Genomic DNA, 17,107 nt, shown 5'->3' with positions numbered 1-17,107 from the left:
GGTCTGGTCTGCTATTATCGCCAGCCTTTGTTGATACCAGTTCGCAATTTGCGCTGAAGCGGCCCAAGCCATGATTAAACAACGCACCCTGAAAAATATTATCCGTGCCACAGGTGTAGGCCTGCACTCCGGGGAGAAGGTATACCTGACCCTCAAGCCAGCACCTGTAGACACCGGCATCGTGTTTTGTCGTGCCGACCTGGACCCTGTGGTGCAGATTCCTGCTCGCGCGGAAAACGTTGGTGAAACCACTATGTCGACGACACTGGTCAACGGTGACGTCAAAGTGGACACGGTGGAGCATTTGCTCTCGGCCATGGCTGGCCTGGGCATCGATAACGCCTACGTCGAGCTCTCCGCGTCCGAAGTCCCGATCATGGATGGTAGCGCTGGACCCTTCGTATTCCTGATTCAATCGGCTGGCCTGGAAGAACAGGACGCAGCCAAGAAGTTCATCCGGATCCTGCGTGAAGTGACAGTGGAAGATGGCGACAAGCGCGCCACTTTCGTCCCTTTCGAAGGCTTCAAAGTGAGCTTCGAGATCGATTTCGATCACCCGGTGTTTCGTGACCGCACTCAAAGTGCCAGCGTGGATTTTTCCAGCACTTCGTTCGTAAAAGAAGTCAGCCGCGCCCGGACCTTTGGTTTCATGAGTGATATCGAGTACCTGCGCAAGCACAACCTCGCACTCGGCGGTAGTGTTGAAAACGCCATCGTGGTCGACGCGGATGGTGTACTGAACGAAGACGGCCTTCGCTACGAAGACGAATTCGTGAAGCACAAGATCCTCGATGCAATTGGTGACCTCTACCTGCTGGGCAATAGCCTGATTGGTGAGTTCAAAGGCTTCAAGTCGGGCCACGCACTGAACAACCAGCTTCTGCGCAAATTGATTGAGCAGAAAGATGCTTGGGAAGTCGTGACGTTTGAAGACGCCAGTACTGCACCGATCTCTTACATGCGTCCCGTTGCGGCCGTGTAAGCAAAAACCTCTCTAGTTTTTAAAGGCTGCCTTCGGGCGGCCTTTTTTTATGGTGCGTAAGGCATGCATGGCGCGTTGCGCGCAAACGCAACCAGCTTGGCTGTGGTGGCGACGCTGGTGACTTGGAGGTGGACGTCTTCTACACCCGACAAAAGGGAAGTGTTAGCCAAGGGCAATGATGCTGTGGACGGCCGTGCGTTATTTTTCGGTAGTATGCCAAGTGGCGCATCAGAAGATTTTCAGGGTTAACAGATCCAGGTCAAAATGGCTTTGCAGCATCACCAGCAAGATCAGTGACGTGCATGTCGCCTGACCTACAACCCCCGGATGGATCTGCTGAGCAGCCGGCAGTCATTGCTCGGAGCCCGTGCTCACGGCCTGCAAGGTACTGCGCACCTGGCCTGGGCTACTACCGGTGACGCGCCGAAACCAGTGACCAAACGAATCGCCCGAGGCAAATCCCAGGTGCTGCGCCAGGGTCTCGTTGGTGTTCTCGACCGCCAGGCCACGGTATGCCTCCACGAGCAGCAGACGGTTGTGCCAGTCCGTGTAACGTAAACCGGTATCCTTGCGAAACAGGCGCGCCAGAGTCCGCTCGGTGGCGCCTACCTCGCGACCCCATTCGGTCAGGTTCCTACGCATCCCAGGCTTGGCAATCAGTTGCTCGGTGACACGCTTGAGCCGTGCGTCACGCGGTAAAGGCAGGACCATATTGCTGGGCGCCAGTTCTTCGATGTCCTCGAACAACAATTGCAACATGCTGCCGCGCCGTTGTTTGGAAAGCGGCCGAGTGCTTTCCTCGGCCAATCGGTCGCACAGGGCGATGATCAGCAGGGAGGCATCGATCAGCTTGATGCTCGGAGAGAGGCGTTCGCACAGTTCAGGGCCAAGGTACAAGACCGTGAGGTCTACCTGTGTGTAAGCCTCACCAGAGTGCAAGGTCTGTGGCGGAATCCAGACCGCCATTCCCGGTTTGAGTAACCAGCGTTGCTCGATGGCATTGCCATGGAGCACGCCCTTTTTCACTAACACGAATTGCCCGAGATGGTGTCGATGAGGCTCGCTCTCCTCATCGGCCATCCTGCTCAACTGCCTTTCAATAACTAATGCTGTGTGATCCATGTCAGCGAAACGCATTGCTACTCCGTCTACCTTTTTTGCGGTCCGCCGTGCGAAGGCAGTCCAAAGGCAAAGAGTAAACCGACCGTCATCAAAAGACCTAGCAGCAGGAAAGTGACCTGGTAGGCCCGGTTGGGCGGCAGGTACAGCGCAATAGCCACCATCGCATTGACGCCGAACGCCGCGCCAAGGTTACGCAGAAATTGCACCGTGGACGTGTAGGCTCCCAGCTGATCATGCGGGGCGCTGTTCTGCGCGAGCACCAGGGTCGTAGTGGCCGTCAAGCCCATCCCCAGTCCGACCAGTACCTGGCCTGCACCAATGGCCAACCACTGCGACCATTGCAGTCCCGCAGCCACCCCTATGCAACCGAGCATCAGCATCGACATCCCAGCTATTGCCATGGACCTGAAGCCGACGCTCGACAGACGCTTGCCACAGACGGTCGCGCCTACCACCCAGCCCAACGCGGCCAGCATGATCAGCAACCCTGTCGACAATGCGCTGCCCGACGTACGGCTGAGAGCGATGGGCAACAAGCTGACCGTGGCGTACAAGCCGATGCTCGAGATAACCACCAAAGCCATGACCGCTCCCAGCGCTGGCCGATCAAAGAAACCCAACGGCACCGGACTGCCGGCAGGTGTCGCGCGGACTCGAGCTACCAGTGCCACAAGGCTGATGAGCATCACAATCGCCAGCGTCGATATCGGGTGCGGGATCATGTCAAGGTGCTGACTGCTTAACATGAACAGTCCTGCACAAGCGGCGATGGCCAAAAAAACCTGCGCTATGGGATCCACAGTCCTGGCTGATCGGCCTCGGCCGATCACGGGGGTGAAAAGCAGCACCATCAATGCCAAAAAGCCCAGTGGCAGATTGAGCCAAAAAACTGCACGCCAGCTCAAGGTGCTGCCCAGTGCCGTACCCGCTACAGGGCCCAATACTGCAGCCAGGCCCCAGACACTGCTGAGCATTCCCTGCATGCTGGCACGCTTTGGCCCTTCGAAGAGTGATGCCAGCATCGAGTAGGAAAGAACGATGATGCCACCCGCCCCGATACCTTGCAGGGCTCTGCCTGCAATCAGCATGACCATGCTCTGGCTACTGGCAACCACTGCCGATGCGGCGATGAAGATCAGCAGGCTGCCTTTCATCATCGAAGAAATTCCGAACCGATCAGCCAGTGCGCCGGCCAGCGGCGCAATCAGTGCCAGAGGCAGCAAGAAGCCCGAGACAACCCAGGGATAGAGCGTTGTGTCCTGCATTTGCGCATTGATCTGCGGCAGTATGGTGCTGACTGCAGTGCTGTCCATGGCAGCGAGAAACAGAGCGACGAGCACGGCCAGGACACTCAAGGAATGCTTCTCCTGGCTGATCGAGTCAATGGGTGCAAGCGTTTGCGGCTTCATGCCGGCGTCCTCAGAGGAAGTATTGGGTGTGAATCGCGTTGGCCCTGGAAAACTCCCACACGATGGCCGCAGTATCGAAATCCATGTGCTCATCGACATTGCGAATCAGGTCGTGCGACTGGAAGATCTCTTTGAAGCGCAGGCGGTTAGCGTTCCGCTCGTGCGGTCGCGACGGGAAATCAGCTTACGTAACTGCCTGGGTTACGAAAATGCTCAATCAGGACAACTAATCGAATGAAACGGACGATGGCCATCGGTCGTGCTTCAGCACTCTCGACGTCCTGACAGTGACTCAATCAACTGTCTTTTTTGAGAACCTGCATCCCGTAGAGGCTGCTCAAAAGAAAAAGGCCAACGCTCGGCGTTGGCCTTTCATGGTTCTTTTAAAAGATCCGCAGCCTGCGGCAGCTCCGACGACTGGCTGCGATCTTTCAACTGGCGACCACCCGGTTACGCCCGCGATGCTTGGCCTGATACAGCGCCTTGTCGGCCGCATACATCAGGTTTTCCAGGCTCTCGCCCGGTTGTCCTGTAGAGGTACAGAGGCCGATGCTGACGGTGATGGGGGACTCGTCGCCTTCGAACGGTGGCAGTTGCTCGACTGCAGCGCGGATATTTTCGGCAATTCGCAGTGCACCGCTTCTGTCAGTCTCGGCCAGCACCACGGCAAACTCCTCACCGCCATAGCGCGCGGCGAGATCGGAGGGGCGACGGATGTTTTCGCTGATGACCCTGGCGAGCACGCGCAAGGCATCGTCGCCGCTCTGATGGCCGTGGCGGTCGTTGAACGACTTGAAGTGATCGGCGTCGATCATCAGCACCGACAACGGTTTGCCCGAGCGCTGGGCGCGGGACCATTCATGGTTCAGGGCCTGGTCGAGGGTGCGCCGGTTAGCCACGCCGGTGAGGGCATCGATGGCGGCCTGTTGCGCCAGTTCCTGCTCGGCGTGATGGCGCAGGCGTAATTCGCGGCATAGCAGCAAGGTCAGCCACATCAAGCCGATACACAACACACCGGTTGCGCCACTGATCACGTACGCGGTGCGTCTCCAGCTGGCGAAGATTTCGTCCATGGAGAGCGCGACGCTGACCGTCAACGGCAGGTTGCCGACGCGCGAGAAGGTGTACAGGCGTTCCTGGTGGTCCATGCTCGACAGGCTGCTGAAGCTGCCACTGCCTTCACGCATGATGCGTATGACGTTGGGACGATTGCCGAAACTCTTGCCAATGCTGGCATCGGTCAGCATGGGCTTTTGCGCCAGCAGTATGCCGTCCTTGTCGAGCACGTTGAGGGTACTGTTGGAGCCGATGTCCAGGCTGCTGAACAGCTCGTCAAAGTACGCCAGTTGCATGGACGCGACGGCAACGCCAAGAAACTCTCCGGTGGGCGAAGAGATGCGCCGGCTGAAGCTGATGCGCCACTGATCGTTCTCGGGGCAGTCGCAACGGGGTTTGAACGGGCGACTGATAAACATCCCGCTATCGCTGTTGCCGACGTGAGCCTGGAAGTAGTCACGGTCAGAAAAATTGCCCTGTTTGGGCTGAATTGACGACGAGTTGGCGATTACCTTGCCCTGCTGGTCGAGTAGCAGTACATCGCCCTTGTAACGTGCGGTGCTTGCGCGGTCGAACAGCACCAGATGGCGGATCTGCGCCGAAACCTTCTGCAGGTCGTCACGTTGGGCGGCAGCGATCAATCCTTGCAGTGACAGGTCATAGAGCTCGACGTTGCGCAGCACATCGGCGTCGATCAGTTGCACGATGTTGGTCGCACCCCGCGTGGCCGCCTGCATGGCATTGGCGTGTTCGCGGATCAGCAGGAAGGTGACGATGGCGATGATCGCGACGACGGTCAGCGAGCTGCCGAGAACCAGCAGCAATTCCGGTCGGCGGGCAGAGCCTGTTATGGCGTGGTATGTGCGGTTTGCACTCATGGTTCTGATTTCTGCACAGGGACATCATCAGCGTAGTTCCCGGACAAACCGGGCGGCATTGCAGATATCAGTTCGTTGATCTCAGTGCATGTATAGATCCCGGATACAAAAAAGGCCAGCACCGGTGCTGGCCTTTTTGTGAATTTTTCTCAGAAAACGTTCAGTGGGTAGTCGACGATCACCCGGTATTCATCGGTGTCGGTATCCAGCGCGCCGTAGCCGTTGCCGCCGCGATTGGTGGCCCATTGCAGACGCACCGCCAGATCCTTGGCCGTACCGCCCTGGACCACGTACTTGAGATCGACATCACGCTCCCAGTGTTTGGCATTTTTACCCGCTTCGTTATAGAAGCTGGCATAACCGCGACTGTTCGGGTCAACCTTGGTCAGGTCCAGCGTGCCACGCGAATACGACACGGCGGAGGTCAGGCCCGGCACGCCGACGCCAGCGAAGTCATAGGCATACTTGAGCTTCCACGAACGCTCGTTCGGGCCGTTGAAGTCCGAATACTGCTGTGAGTTGTCGAGGAAGATGCTGTCGCCCTGAGCGATGTAATCGAACGGCGTGTTGCCGTTCACGCGCTGGTAAGCGGCGGTGACGCTGTGGCTACCGACGCCCACGGTGAAGTGCAGGCTGTAGGTGTTGTTGTCGATTTTTCCGAGCAGTGCGTCGCCAGTGTCCTGGGTGTGATAGTAGTGCAGGCCCGGGTTGAGGCTGATCAGCTCATTGACCGCGTAGGTGTAGTCCAGGTCGTAGTAGTACTGGTTCCAGATGTCCTTGAGCTCGGACGCATAGAGGCTGCTGGTCAGGCCCGGCAGGCCGCTCCAGGCTACGCCGGCCCAGTTCAGGTGCTGGCTTTTGTCGCCGTCTGCCAGTTTGCCGTAGGACGTCCCGATACGCTGGTGCCCGCTCTGGTTGTAAGGCTTGGTGAAGCTGGCCTGGCCGCCCTCGATCAGCCAGCCGTCGAAGCTGTGGTTGGTCAGGCTGACACCGCGAAAGGTCTGCGGCAGCATGCGGCTCATGCCACCGGCGATTACCGGGTTGTTGAGGAACAGGTCGCCGGCTTTCAGCTCGGTGTCGAGGGCGCGCATTTTCAGGGCACCGCCAGCGCTTGAAAACGAGCCCGGCGCTTTGCCGTTGTCATCGCTGATCGGCAGGATGCTCGAGCCACCGGTGCCGCCGCCACCGTCGAGTTTGAGCCCGAGCATGGCGTTGGCATCCACGCCAAAACCGACCGGGCCCTGGGTGTAGCCCGATTCGAAGATACCGAGGAAACCCTGGCCCCATTCGATGTTGTCGTTAGTCTGCTGCTGACGGTTGCGGTTCAGGTAGTAGTTGCGGGCATTGAGTTTAAGGCTTGCACCTTCAACGAAACCTTCGCGGCTGGAGTCGTCGGCGGCCTGGACGTTTGCGGCCATCGTTGCGGCCATTGCAATGAATAGCGGACTGAGTTTGAGGGTGATGCTCACGCGGGATACAGCTCCTTGGGTCAATAACAAGCGTTGTTATAGTTAATATCCGGGTGTTTCTTATTGGGTAATAACGAAGGAATGCCTGACAAATACACAACGAAAAAAAGCCGCTGATAGCAGCGGCTTGGAAGACAACTTCTCAAGGGAAAGAGCCCTGAGAAGTGTCGAGGGAAACTGAGTGGTGTTAAGGATCAGCTGTCTTTTTCAACCTGTGGTTGAGCCTGGCTGGCGGATGTTTGCCGGGTTTGCTCAGACTTCTGTGCTTTTGCGGTCAGTTCAGCCTGGGCCTTGTCGAAGGCTGCGGCACGCGCAGCATTATGCGCGACAAATGCCGGCGACTCTTCAGCCATGGCAAAGGGAGACAACAACAAGGACGACAAAACGAAAGCGCTGGCAATACCCATACTGTTGGACATCTGGAAAACCTTCTTGCTTGGCAAGTGCTGTTTGGTGTGGCCAAGGTAAAGGTCTTGGGTGGCGGGAAAAAGAGCGGATTACATAAAGGACTGTTGCATCAAGAGCAACAGTCGCACCGACCTGTGGCGAGCAAGCTCGCTCGCCACAGGAATCAAATCGGCAAATAGATCCCGAACGTATTCACGCCGTTATCGCTGCGCACAAACACATTGCCGCCGTGCATCAGCGCAATCGCCTTGACGATGGCCAGCCCCAGGCCATGGTTGGCGCCGCTGTTGCTGCGCGAGGCGTCGACCCGGTAGAAGCGCTCGAACAAGCGCGGCAGGTGTTCGCTGGCGATGGGCTCACCAGGGTTGGCGACGCCGATACTGACCTGATGCTCCTGAACATCAATCTGCACCCGAATGACCTGGCCGGGAGCGGTGTGCTGCACGGCGTTGTTCAACAGGTTGATCAGCGCCCGGCGCAGGTGCGCGATTTCGATCTGCACCTGGGCATCGCCGCTGACCTGAACCTTGACCTGGGCGTCCTCGAGGATGAAATCCAGGTAGTCCAGAGTGGTGGCGACTTCGTCCGCAAGCGAGGTGGTGGTCAGTTTGGTGGCCTTGCTGCCCTGGTCGGCGCTGGCCAGAAACAGCATGTCGTTGATGATCGAGCGCAGCCGTTCGAGTTCTTCAAGGTTCGATTGCAGCACTTCGAAGTAGTGTTCCGCCGAGCGCCCACGGGTCAGGGCAACCTGGGTCTGACCGATCAGGTTGGTCAGCGGCGAGCGCAGTTCGTGGGCGACATCGGCGTTGAACGATTCAAGTCGCGTGTAGGCTTGCTCGACCCGCTCCAGCGTCGAGTTGAACGAGCTGACGAACTGATTGAGTTCTGGCGGCAGCGGCGACAGTTGCAGTCGTGAGGACAGCAACGGCGGTGCCAGTCGTTGAGCTTCCTGCGACAACTTGATCAACGGTTTGAGGCCGATTCGCGCCACCCAGTAACCCAGCGCCGAGGCCAGCAGCACACCGATGATTGCCAGGCTGATCAAGGCGATCAGCAAGTGATGCTGGGTCTCATAGAAGGTTTGCGTGTCGATGCCGATCATGAAGCGTAGCGGTGGACGCTGGTCCTTGGCCGGAAACTGGCTGACCAGCACTTTCATCGGATAGGACTGCTCCGGCAGCTGTACGTCGCGCTTGCCGGTTGGCCCTTGCGCCAAGGCACGGATCTGCGGGGTGATGTTGCCGTACTCGTAGTTGGCATCGCCGCTGATGATCCAGAAACTGATGCGCTTGTCCTCTTCACTCAGCAGCTTGAGTTTGTTGTTGATCTTCACCCAGTGCTCTGGCGTACCAAAGCGTCCGACCGTGGATTCGAGCACGCTGTAACGCGCATCCAGTTCGGCTGCCGGCAACAGCGCCAGACCCTTTTCGACCTGTTGATACAGCGCCCAGCCGATCAACAGAAACACCAGCGCCGCCACCAATGTGAACATGCCGCTCAGGCGCAGGGCGATACTGTTACTGCGCACTGCGGCTCTCCAGCACATAGCCCATGCCGCGAATGGTGTGCAGCAGTTTCTCTTCGAACGGCCCGTCGATCTTCGCCCGCAGACGCTTGATCGCAACTTCGACGACGTTGGCGTCGCTGTCGAAATTGATGTCCCAGACCATCTCGGCAATCGCGGTTTTCGAGAGAATTTCACCCTGACGCCGGGCCAGCACGCTGAGCAGCGAGAACTCCTTGGCGGTCAGGTCCAGCCGCGTACCGGCACGGGTGGCCTTGCGGCTGATCAAGTCGACCCACAGGTCGGCGATGGTCACTTGCACCGGTTCATGGCCACCGCTGCGGCGGGTCAAGGCTTGCAGGCGGGCGACCAGTTCGAGGAACGAGAAAGGTTTGCCCAGGTAATCGTCGGCACCGTCGCGCAGGCCTTTGATCCGGTCTTCGACACGCTCACGGGCGGTCAGCATGATCACCGGGGTCTGTTTGCGGGCACGCAGGGCGCGCAGCACGCCGTAGCCGTCGAGACCCGGCAGCATCACGTCGAGGATGATCACCGCGTAATCGTTTTCGAGCGCCAGGTGCAAACCTTCGACGCCGTCCGGCGCGCGGTCCACGGTGTAACCCTGTTCGGTCAGGCCGCGGTAAAGATAATCCGCGGTTTTCTCTTCGTCTTCGATAATCAGAACGCGCATGACCCGCCTCAGTGTGTGGTCGCCAGCGCAGGCGCTGGTGTGGAGCGATGGAACACCCGCTCAAGCCATAAGTATATGACTGGCGTGGTAAACAGCGTCAGCGCCTGGCTGACCAGCAAACCGCCGACCACCGCGATCCCCAGCGGTTGACGCAGTTCGGCGCCGGTGCCGTAACCGAGCATCAGCGGCAGCGCGCCGAGCAGGGCGGCGAGGGTGGTCATCATGATCGGCCGGAACCGCGTAAGGCATGCCTCGAAAATCGCCTCTTGCGGGGACAGCCCGCGATTGCGCTGGGCGTCGAGGGCGAAGTCGATCATCAGGATGCCGTTCTTCTTGACGATACCGATCAGCAGCACCAGGCCGATCAACGCCATGATCGAGAAGTCCTGGCCGAGGATCCAGAGCAGTATCAAGGCGCCGAGGCCAGCGGAAGGCAAGGTCGAGATGATCGTCAGCGGGTGCACGAAACTTTCATAGAGCACGCCAAGAATGATGTATACCGCCACCTGCGCCGCCAGAATCAGCCACGGCTGGCTGGCCAGTGAACTCTGGAACGCCTGGGCCGCGCCCTGGAAATTGCCGTTGACCGAGGCCGGCATGCCGATGTCGTTCTTCGCCTGATTGAGCAAAATCACCGCATCACCCAAGGCCACGCCGGGCGCCAGGTTGAACGACAGGTTGGCGGCCGGGAACATGCCGTCGTGGGCGATGGACAACGGGCCGATGGTTGGCGCATCGAAACGGGCCAGCGCCGACAACGGCACCATCTCGCCACTCAGCGGCGAACGCAGGTAGAAATAGGCGAGGCTTTCGGCCTTGCCGCGCTGGCGGGTGTCGAGTTCGAGGATAACGTTGTACTGGTTTATTTCGGTCTGGAACTCGTTGACCTGCCGTTGGCCGAAGGCGTCATAAAGCGCCTCGTCGACATCGCTGGCGGTCAGCCCGAAACGCGCTGCAGCGGCACGGTCGATGTGGATGTGGGTGATGCTGCCGCCCAGTTGCAGGTCGTTGGAAATGTCGCGGAACGCCGGGATGCTGCGCAGTTTTTCGGTCAGGCGTTGGGTCCAGAGGTTCAGTGTCGGACCGTCGTTGCTCTTGAGCACGTATTGATACTGGGCGCGGCTGGGGCCGGAGCTGAGGTTGATGTCTTGCCCGGCGCGCAGGTACAGCACAATGCCCGGGACCTTCAGCAGTTGCGGACGAATCCGGTCGATGAAGGCGCTGGCGGACACATCGCGATCGCCGCGTTTTTTCAAGGAGATCCAGAAGCGCCCGTTGGCGATGGTCTGGTTGCTGCCGGAAACACCCACCGAATGCGAAAAGGTCTGCACTGCCGGGTCGGCGGCGACGATGTCGGCCAGGGCCTGGTGCTTTTTCACCATCTCCGGAAACGACACGTCGGCGGCGGCTTCGGTAGTGCCAAGGATAAAACCGGTGTCCTGTATCGGGAAGAAACCTTTGGGGATAAACACGTAGCCGGCAATCGCCATGCACAGCGTCAGGCTGAAGATCCCCAGCATCAGTTTCTGATGCGCCAGGGCGCGGCGCAGTGCGCGTTCATACAGCGCCAGCAGGCGCTCCCCGAAACCGGGTTTCGCGTGGGCGTCGTGTACCGGCGCGCGCATGAACAGGGCGGCCATGGTCGGTGCCAGGGTCAACGACACCACCACCGAAATCATGATGGTCGAGGTGGCGGTCAAGGCGAACTCCTTGAACAACCGGCCGACCACGCCGCCCATGAACAGCAGCGGAATAAATGCCGCCACCAGCGAGAAGCTGATCGAGACCACGGTAAAGCCGATCTCGCCAGCACCCTTGATCGCCGCCTCGCGCATGCCGTCGCCGGCCTCCAGGTGGCGGTGGATGTTCTCCACCACCACAATCGCATCGTCGACCACAAACCCCACGGAAATGACGATCGCCACCAGCGTCAGGTTGTTCAGGCTGAAGCCCATGATGTACATCAGCGCGATACTGGCGATCAGCGAGACCCCGAGTACGCTGGAAACGATCAGCGTCGCCGACCACTGGCGCAGGAACAGCGCCATCACCGCGACCACCAGCAGGACCGCGATCAGCAGGGTGACTTCCACTTCGTGCAGTGAAGCGCGGATGGTCTGGGTCCGGTCGATCAGCACGTTGACCTGTATCGACGCCGGAAGCATCGCTTGCAGGCCCGGCAACGCGGCTTGAATCCGGTCCACGGTGTCGACGATGTTCGCGCCCGGCTGCCGCAGGATCACCAGGTTGACCCCCGGCCGATCGCCGGACCAGGCCTGGACGTAGGCGTCTTCCGAGCCACTGACCACGGTGGCGATGTCCCGGAGCTGGACCGGTGCACCGTTCTTGTAGGAGACGATGAGCTGGCCGTACTCGTCGGGATGGAACAGCTGATCGTTGGTCGATAGCGTGGAAATGCTCGACTCACCGTACAGCGCACCTTTGGCCAGGTTGAGACTGGTTTTCTGAATGGCCAGGCGCACATCGGCCAGGGTCAGGCCGATGGCGGCGAGTTTGTCGGCCGAGGCCTGGACCCGGATCGCCGGGCGTTGCTGGCCGGTGATGTAGATCTGGCCGACGCCGTCGATCTGGCTCAATTGCCGCGCCAGCAGGGTTTCGGCGTAGTCGCTGAGTTCGGTGCCGGGCATTTGCGTCGAGCTGACGCTGAGGATCAGCACCGGGCTGTCGGACGGGTTGACCTTGCGCCAGGTCGGCAGCGTCGGCATGTCCTTGGGCAGCTTGCCGGCGGCGGTGTTGATCGCGGCCTGAACTTCCTGCGCGGCAGTGTCGATGCTTTTGTTGAGGGTGAATTGCAGGGTCAGGTTGGTCGAACCCAAGGCACTGCTGGAGGTCATTTGGGTCATGCCGGGGATGGCGCTGAATTGCACCTCCAACGGCGTCGCCACCGACGAAGCCATGGTGTCGGGGCTGGCGCCGGGCAACTGCGCGGCGACCTGAATGGTCGGGAACTCGGCTTCCGGCAAAGGGGCGATCGGCAGGCGCGGGAAGGCGATCAAGCCCAGCAGCACCAGGGCGAAGGTCAGCAGTGCCGTGGCGACCGGATGGTCGATGCACCAGGCCGAAATGCCGCCATGGACTTTCATGGCTGTTGCTCCGCCGCAGTGCTTTGCGTGAGCGCTGGCGGCTCGCCGAGAATCTGCACGCTGGCACCGGGCTTGAGCCGCGACTGACCATCGCTGACCAGCACATCACCGGCCTTTACTCCGGTGATGATGTTCAGCCCGCTGTCCTGATAGACCATTTGCACCGGAACCGATTCGACCTTGTCGCCGTTGACCCGGTAAACGAAATGCTGATCCAGACCGCGCTGGACCACGGACGGCGGCACCACCAGCGCATGCTGGTCGACGGCGGTCTGGATCTTCACGGTCACCAGTTGCCCGGGCCAGAGTTTTTGCCCGGCGTTGCTGAATTCGGCCTTGGCGCGAATGGTCCCGGTGTTGGCATTGATCTGGTTGTCGATGAGCGTCAGATGGCCTTCGCCGAGCAAGTCGCCGGTCTGGCCATTGGTGTCGGCGCCGAGGTAGGCATTCACGTCAGCCGGCGGGGTTGCGCTGATCAACCGTTGCAGCGTCGGCAGCATTTGCTGTGGCAGGGAGAACTCGACGGCAATCGGGTCGATCTGGGTGACCGAGAACAATCCCTGGGTATCGCTCATGCGCAGGAAGTTGCCTTCATCCACGGTGCGAATACCGACGCGGCCCGTCACCGGCGAGCGAATCTGTGTGTAGGAGAGTTGTACCTGCGCCGCATCGATGGCCGCCTGATTGCCCTGCGCCGTGGCTTTCAACTGATTGACCAGGGCTTGTTGCTGGTCGTAAGTCTGCTTGGAAACCCCGTCATCGACACTCAGCAATTTGTAGCGTTTGAGGTTGACCTCGGCGACCTGCAACTGCGCCTGGTTTTCGCCCAATTGCGCGCGGGCCTGATCGAGGCTGGCGCGGATCGAGCGATCGTCGATAGTTGCCAGCAGGTCACCGGCCTTCACCAACTGACCTTCCTTGACCAGTAGTCGGGTGAGGATGCCATCGATCTGCGGACGAATAACCACGCTGTGCAACGACAGCACCGAGCCAATCGCGCTGACATAGCGCGGCACGTCGCGTTCGACAACGCTGACCACCCGTACCGGAATCGCGGTGGGGGCCGCGAGTTTGCTCGTTGCCGGTTTGAGCGCAACGCCAATGGCCACGGCAGTGACCGTCACCAGCAACGCGGCGATCAGCAGTTTTTTTCCTGGAATGGGCATGAGCATCGAACGCCGGGGCAAAAAGACGGGAAATAATGGCCTAGTTATAGTCCTTCGTTGCGGTCAGCAGGGTGACGGCTAACTGACAGGGCTGTCAGCAAAGGTGACCATTCATGCGTCGGGAGGTTAAAGATCACGGGCGCGCAGGTATACTGCCGGCCTTTCGCGGCCCACCCATCGGGCCCGACTCACTGTAACACCCGGAGCATTCATGACTTCCCCGATACAAGCGCCTGCTGCTGACGAACAGGCTGACCTGCCAGACAGCGTCGACTCCAGCGCCGACAGCGAAACCAAAGCGGTGATTCCGGCCTTCAAGTTTCCGTTCAAACCGGGCGAGTTGGCCTCCGCCAAAAACGCCAGTCAGCCGTGGTACAAGAACGGCGCCAAGAATGGCCACACCAAGGTCCCGGGCGCAGCGCCTCCTGGCACCCGTCGCTCGATGGGCAAGCGCTGAGTTGTCCCTCTGAGTTATAAATCTCAGGCCGCGCGCAACGAGATAAACGCATAGTTCAGCGGTTCTGCCGTGACCACGTTCGCGCCAGCGGCCTGCACTTGTTCAGCAATGTCGTTGCCCGATACATGGAACAGCCATTCACCGGCCGAACCCGGCAACGGCGCAGCCTGAACCTGATCAATTGCCGAGGCAAACGCCGTCATGTCCGGCAGGTAGGCGGTAAACCCGTCACCCTTGAGCGCCGTGGTGCGAATCCCCAGAAGTTCGCAAATCGCTTCCTTGGCCTGGACATCGTCGCGGTCTGCCTGACGCGAGCGCTGGATCAGGTCGGCCAATGCCTGATCAACCAACTGACCGCCGACAATTAACGCAGGACCTTGCTCCCACGATTCGGGCGGGCAGTCCTTGGCGGTTGGCGTCAGGGGAATGTGCGGATTGATTTCCATCGGATAGATGCGGCACACCAGCGGCCGGCGATCGTAGATGCGGCAGAGGTTGTCTTCGTCAAGATTCCGGCAGCGACCGGCGTTGTATGCAGCGAAGGTAATCGCTACGTGGGCCTGGGTCGCACCGCTGGGCACCACCACGGAACGGCGTTCGGCGTGCTCGCGTTGCAAGGCCGGAAGGCCCAGGCCATTGCCGAGAAAGCCTTCCACCAGCACGATCACGGTACCGCCGTCAGCCGCCCACATTCGGGTCTCGGCGAGGGTCAGGGGCACATGGTGGTCGGTGCAGCACTTGCCGCAACCTACGCAGGAAAACGTCGTATTCATTAGGCGACCGGTCACATTCCAGAGGCGTCAGCGATGGCGGAAAACCACCGCGCGGGAGGGGGCCAAAGCAAGTTGTGCGCCAGTCATGGACGTACAGAATCCCATTCGGTGATATACGCGGTTTTACTCTTTTTGTTGTAGAGGCACAGTTCAGTGCCTTGTTGGCCTTTCATATGTTTTTGCGGGTACTGGCCTTGCAGCAACAGTGCGGTATAGCCGACGCGATCATCGAACTGCGCAGCATTGCCAACGGGTTTGGCGTGACTCAATTGGCTGGCTTTGGTGCAACTGGCGAGAACGGCTTTGTCATGGGCGGCCCATGCATCCGGGCTAGAAGCGAAGGCTTGGCTGGTGATTGCGGTCAGGCTGATGAATATCAGACTTGAGGCTTTCATGGTTCGGGCATCCTTGGGTGAATTTTGGCCAAGGATTGAGTATGCCTGAAGGATTGAGGAGGGTTGTGCGGGGAGCTTCGCGATAGCGGTATCAGTCTGGAACCAGCTCCCGGCGCACCACACGCATCCCGGCGCTTTCATACAGTCGCCGAGCGCGCTGGTTATCTTCCAGTACCTTGAGGTCAACAAACCCTTCGCGGCGCTGTTGAAACACACTGAAGGCATGCAACAACAACGCTCGTCCCAAACCTTGACCCTGAGCCCGTGGATGCACCACCAGATTCTTGATGTAGGCGCTGGTCCAGCACTGGGCCACGCCGACAATGCCTTGAGGGTCCGAGGCGATGAAACACAGCGCCGGGTCATATTCCGCATCGCTTTCAAAGCGCTCGCGCCACACCTCCAGCGCTGGTACTCGACCGCCGCCGTGCTGATAACCCTGCTCCATCAGTTGATGAACCGCTTCGGCCAGCTCGGGGCGGTATTGGTTCAGCGCAATGCCTGGAGGCCAGGCAATGGCGGGCAACACTCCAGCGAGGTCGCGCCGCAGCAGCAGGCAATACTCTTCAGCCAAGGCTCAATGACCTTGTTCTTGCTGCGCGACAGCTTTTGCGGCGGTGATCAGGCATTTGGTCAGCTCTGGCGAGGAGAACTTGGTCAGCACCGCATTTGCCCCGGCCAGACGGGCTTTTTCGCTGTTCATCGCACTGTCCAGCGAGGTGTGCAGCAGGATATAGAGGTGGGAAAAGTCCGGGGTTTCACGCAGGGTCCGGGTGAGGGCGTAACCGTCCATCTCGGACATTTCGATGTCCGAGACAATCAGGTTGATCTGCTGTGCAGTGCCTTGCAGGTCCAGCAGGCAGTCGATGGCTTCCCTGGCGCTGCGTGCGGTGTGGCATTGCAGGCCGAGGTTGCGCAGGGTGTGTACCGATTGTTGCAGCGCCACCTGGCTGTCATCGACCACCAGAATGCGTGCGTTGCCCAGTACTTCGGCGTCTTCCATGCTCAGCTCGGTCGGGGCTGTTTCGATCTGTGCCGGGGCGATGCCGTGGATGACTTTCTCGATGTCGAGCACCTGCACCAGCGTGCCGTCGACCGAGGTCACGCCGGTGATGTACGCGCGCACGCCGCCGGAGCCGTAGGGTGGCGGGCGGATGTCGGTGGTCAGGCAATGGACGATCTTGCTCACCGCCTGAACGTGCAGGCCCTGTTTGGAACGGCTGACGTCGGTAACGATCAGGCAGCCACCGTCCGGGTCTTCCAGCGGCCGCTCACCGATCGCCCGGCTCAGGTCGATGACCGACAGCGAGGTGCCGCGCAGGGTGGCGATGCCTTTGACGTGCGGGTGCGACTCCGGCAGCCTGGTCAGCGGCGGGCAGGGGATGATTTCACTGACTTTCAGCAGGTTGATCGCCATCAGCTTGCCACTGCGCAAGGTAAAGAGCAGAAGCGAAAGTGAATCTGCGCGGGCTTTGTTGGAGGACATAAAAACCTTCTGTGGAAAAGGTGATGGGCGATTGTAGGACCGCCAGCAACTATTGATATCGGGTTATCGACGTAAGCGGGGCGGGCTTTAATGCCAAACGGCAAACCCTGTGGCGAGGGAGCTTGCTCCCGCCGGCCGGTCCGCGCTCGGGCGCAGCAGTCGCCAAATCGGTACCTGTGTACTGTCTGTTGCAATGTGGTGACTGAT

15 protein-coding genes are annotated in these 17,107 nt (G+C 59.8%); 2 read left to right on the top strand and 13 right to left on the bottom strand.

Annotated features, from left to right (window positions below; all coding sequences use genetic code 11):
- Positions 1-70 precede the first annotated feature (70 nt).
- Positions 71-982 (top strand): UDP-3-O-acyl-N-acetylglucosamine deacetylase, encoded by a 912-nt coding sequence (gene lpxC, locus AC1RJ3_RS12225; protein WP_054595720.1) that lies wholly within the window; start codon positions 71-73, stop codon positions 980-982.
- Between the two features lie 351 nt (positions 983-1,333).
- Here lpxC and AC1RJ3_RS12220 read toward each other — a convergent pair whose 3' ends face one another.
- The 9 genes from AC1RJ3_RS12220 to AC1RJ3_RS12180 form a co-directional block, all read right to left on the bottom strand.
- Positions 1,334-2,104 carry an AraC family transcriptional regulator gene (locus AC1RJ3_RS12220; protein WP_493079239.1) on the bottom strand — a complete coding sequence of 257 codons (771 nt, stop codon included), beginning with the start codon at positions 2,102-2,104 and terminating at the stop codon, positions 1,334-1,336.
- A 26-nt stretch (positions 2,105-2,130) separates the two neighbouring features.
- Positions 2,131-3,513, bottom strand: coding sequence for an MFS transporter (locus AC1RJ3_RS12215; protein ID WP_493079148.1), 1,383 nt, complete (start codon positions 3,511-3,513; stop codon positions 2,131-2,133).
- A gap of 431 nt (positions 3,514-3,944) precedes the next feature.
- Positions 3,945-5,447: a sensor domain-containing diguanylate cyclase gene (locus tag AC1RJ3_RS12210; protein WP_347928960.1), complete on the bottom strand. Its 1,503-nt coding sequence runs from the start codon at positions 5,445-5,447 to the stop codon at positions 3,945-3,947.
- 149 nt (positions 5,448-5,596) lie between these two features.
- Entirely contained in the window at positions 5,597-6,877 is a 1,281-nt protein-coding gene (locus tag AC1RJ3_RS12205; RefSeq protein WP_493079238.1) for an OprD family porin, read from the bottom strand.
- A gap of 233 nt (positions 6,878-7,110) precedes the next feature.
- Complete coding sequence (locus tag AC1RJ3_RS12200) at positions 7,111-7,335, bottom strand: hypothetical protein (RefSeq protein ID WP_347929992.1); 225 nt, start codon at positions 7,333-7,335, stop codon at positions 7,111-7,113.
- 152 nt (positions 7,336-7,487) lie between these two features.
- A complete protein-coding gene (locus tag AC1RJ3_RS12195; RefSeq protein ID WP_493079145.1) occupies positions 7,488-8,852 on the bottom strand; it encodes a heavy metal sensor histidine kinase in 1,365 nt (454 codons plus the stop codon).
- The gene (locus AC1RJ3_RS12190; RefSeq protein ID WP_103319145.1) at positions 8,842-9,519 is read right to left on the bottom strand and encodes a heavy metal response regulator transcription factor; all 678 of its coding nucleotides are present in this window, start codon (positions 9,517-9,519) and stop codon (positions 8,842-8,844) included. The genes AC1RJ3_RS12195 and AC1RJ3_RS12190 overlap by 11 nt, the downstream gene beginning before the upstream one ends.
- 8 nt (positions 9,520-9,527) lie before the next feature.
- Entirely contained in the window at positions 9,528-12,623 is a 3,096-nt protein-coding gene (locus AC1RJ3_RS12185) for a multidrug efflux RND transporter permease subunit (RefSeq protein WP_493079143.1), read from the bottom strand.
- A complete protein-coding gene (locus tag AC1RJ3_RS12180; RefSeq protein WP_103319163.1) occupies positions 12,620-13,789 on the bottom strand; it encodes an efflux RND transporter periplasmic adaptor subunit in 1,170 nt (389 codons plus the stop codon). The genes AC1RJ3_RS12185 and AC1RJ3_RS12180 overlap by 4 nt, the downstream gene beginning before the upstream one ends.
- 211 nt (positions 13,790-14,000) lie before the next feature.
- Here AC1RJ3_RS12180 and AC1RJ3_RS12175 point away from each other — a divergent pair, with 211 nt between their 5' ends.
- On the top strand, positions 14,001-14,246 hold the full coding sequence (locus AC1RJ3_RS12175; protein ID WP_054595725.1) for a hypothetical protein: 246 nt from the start codon (positions 14,001-14,003) through the stop codon (positions 14,244-14,246).
- Positions 14,247-14,269: 23 nt separating this feature from the next.
- On the opposite strand, the gene AC1RJ3_RS12170 is transcribed toward AC1RJ3_RS12175, so the two are convergent.
- The 4 genes from AC1RJ3_RS12170 to AC1RJ3_RS12155 all read right to left on the bottom strand — a co-directional run bounded on the left by AC1RJ3_RS12170 (position 14,270) and on the right by AC1RJ3_RS12155 (position 16,900).
- Positions 14,270-15,019 carry a YkgJ family cysteine cluster protein gene (locus AC1RJ3_RS12170; protein WP_493079140.1) on the bottom strand — a complete coding sequence of 250 codons (750 nt, stop codon included), beginning with the start codon at positions 15,017-15,019 and terminating at the stop codon, positions 14,270-14,272.
- Positions 15,020-15,102: 83 nt separating this feature from the next.
- Entirely contained in the window at positions 15,103-15,414 is a 312-nt protein-coding gene (locus AC1RJ3_RS12165) for a hypothetical protein (RefSeq protein ID WP_054595727.1), read from the bottom strand.
- 91 nt (positions 15,415-15,505) lie between these two features.
- Positions 15,506-15,988, bottom strand: coding sequence for a GNAT family N-acetyltransferase (locus AC1RJ3_RS12160; protein WP_347928966.1), 483 nt, complete (start codon positions 15,986-15,988; stop codon positions 15,506-15,508).
- A 3-nt stretch (positions 15,989-15,991) separates the two neighbouring features.
- The gene (locus tag AC1RJ3_RS12155; protein WP_054595729.1) at positions 15,992-16,900 is read right to left on the bottom strand and encodes a chemotaxis protein CheV; all 909 of its coding nucleotides are present in this window, start codon (positions 16,898-16,900) and stop codon (positions 15,992-15,994) included.
- Positions 16,901-17,107: the final 207 nt, after the last annotated feature.

This window comes from Pseudomonas sp. GW822-FHT04C11, from assembly GCF_058800905.1.
Note: the sequence above shows the minus strand (reverse complement) of the source record. Positions and strands in the feature narration are given on the sequence as shown.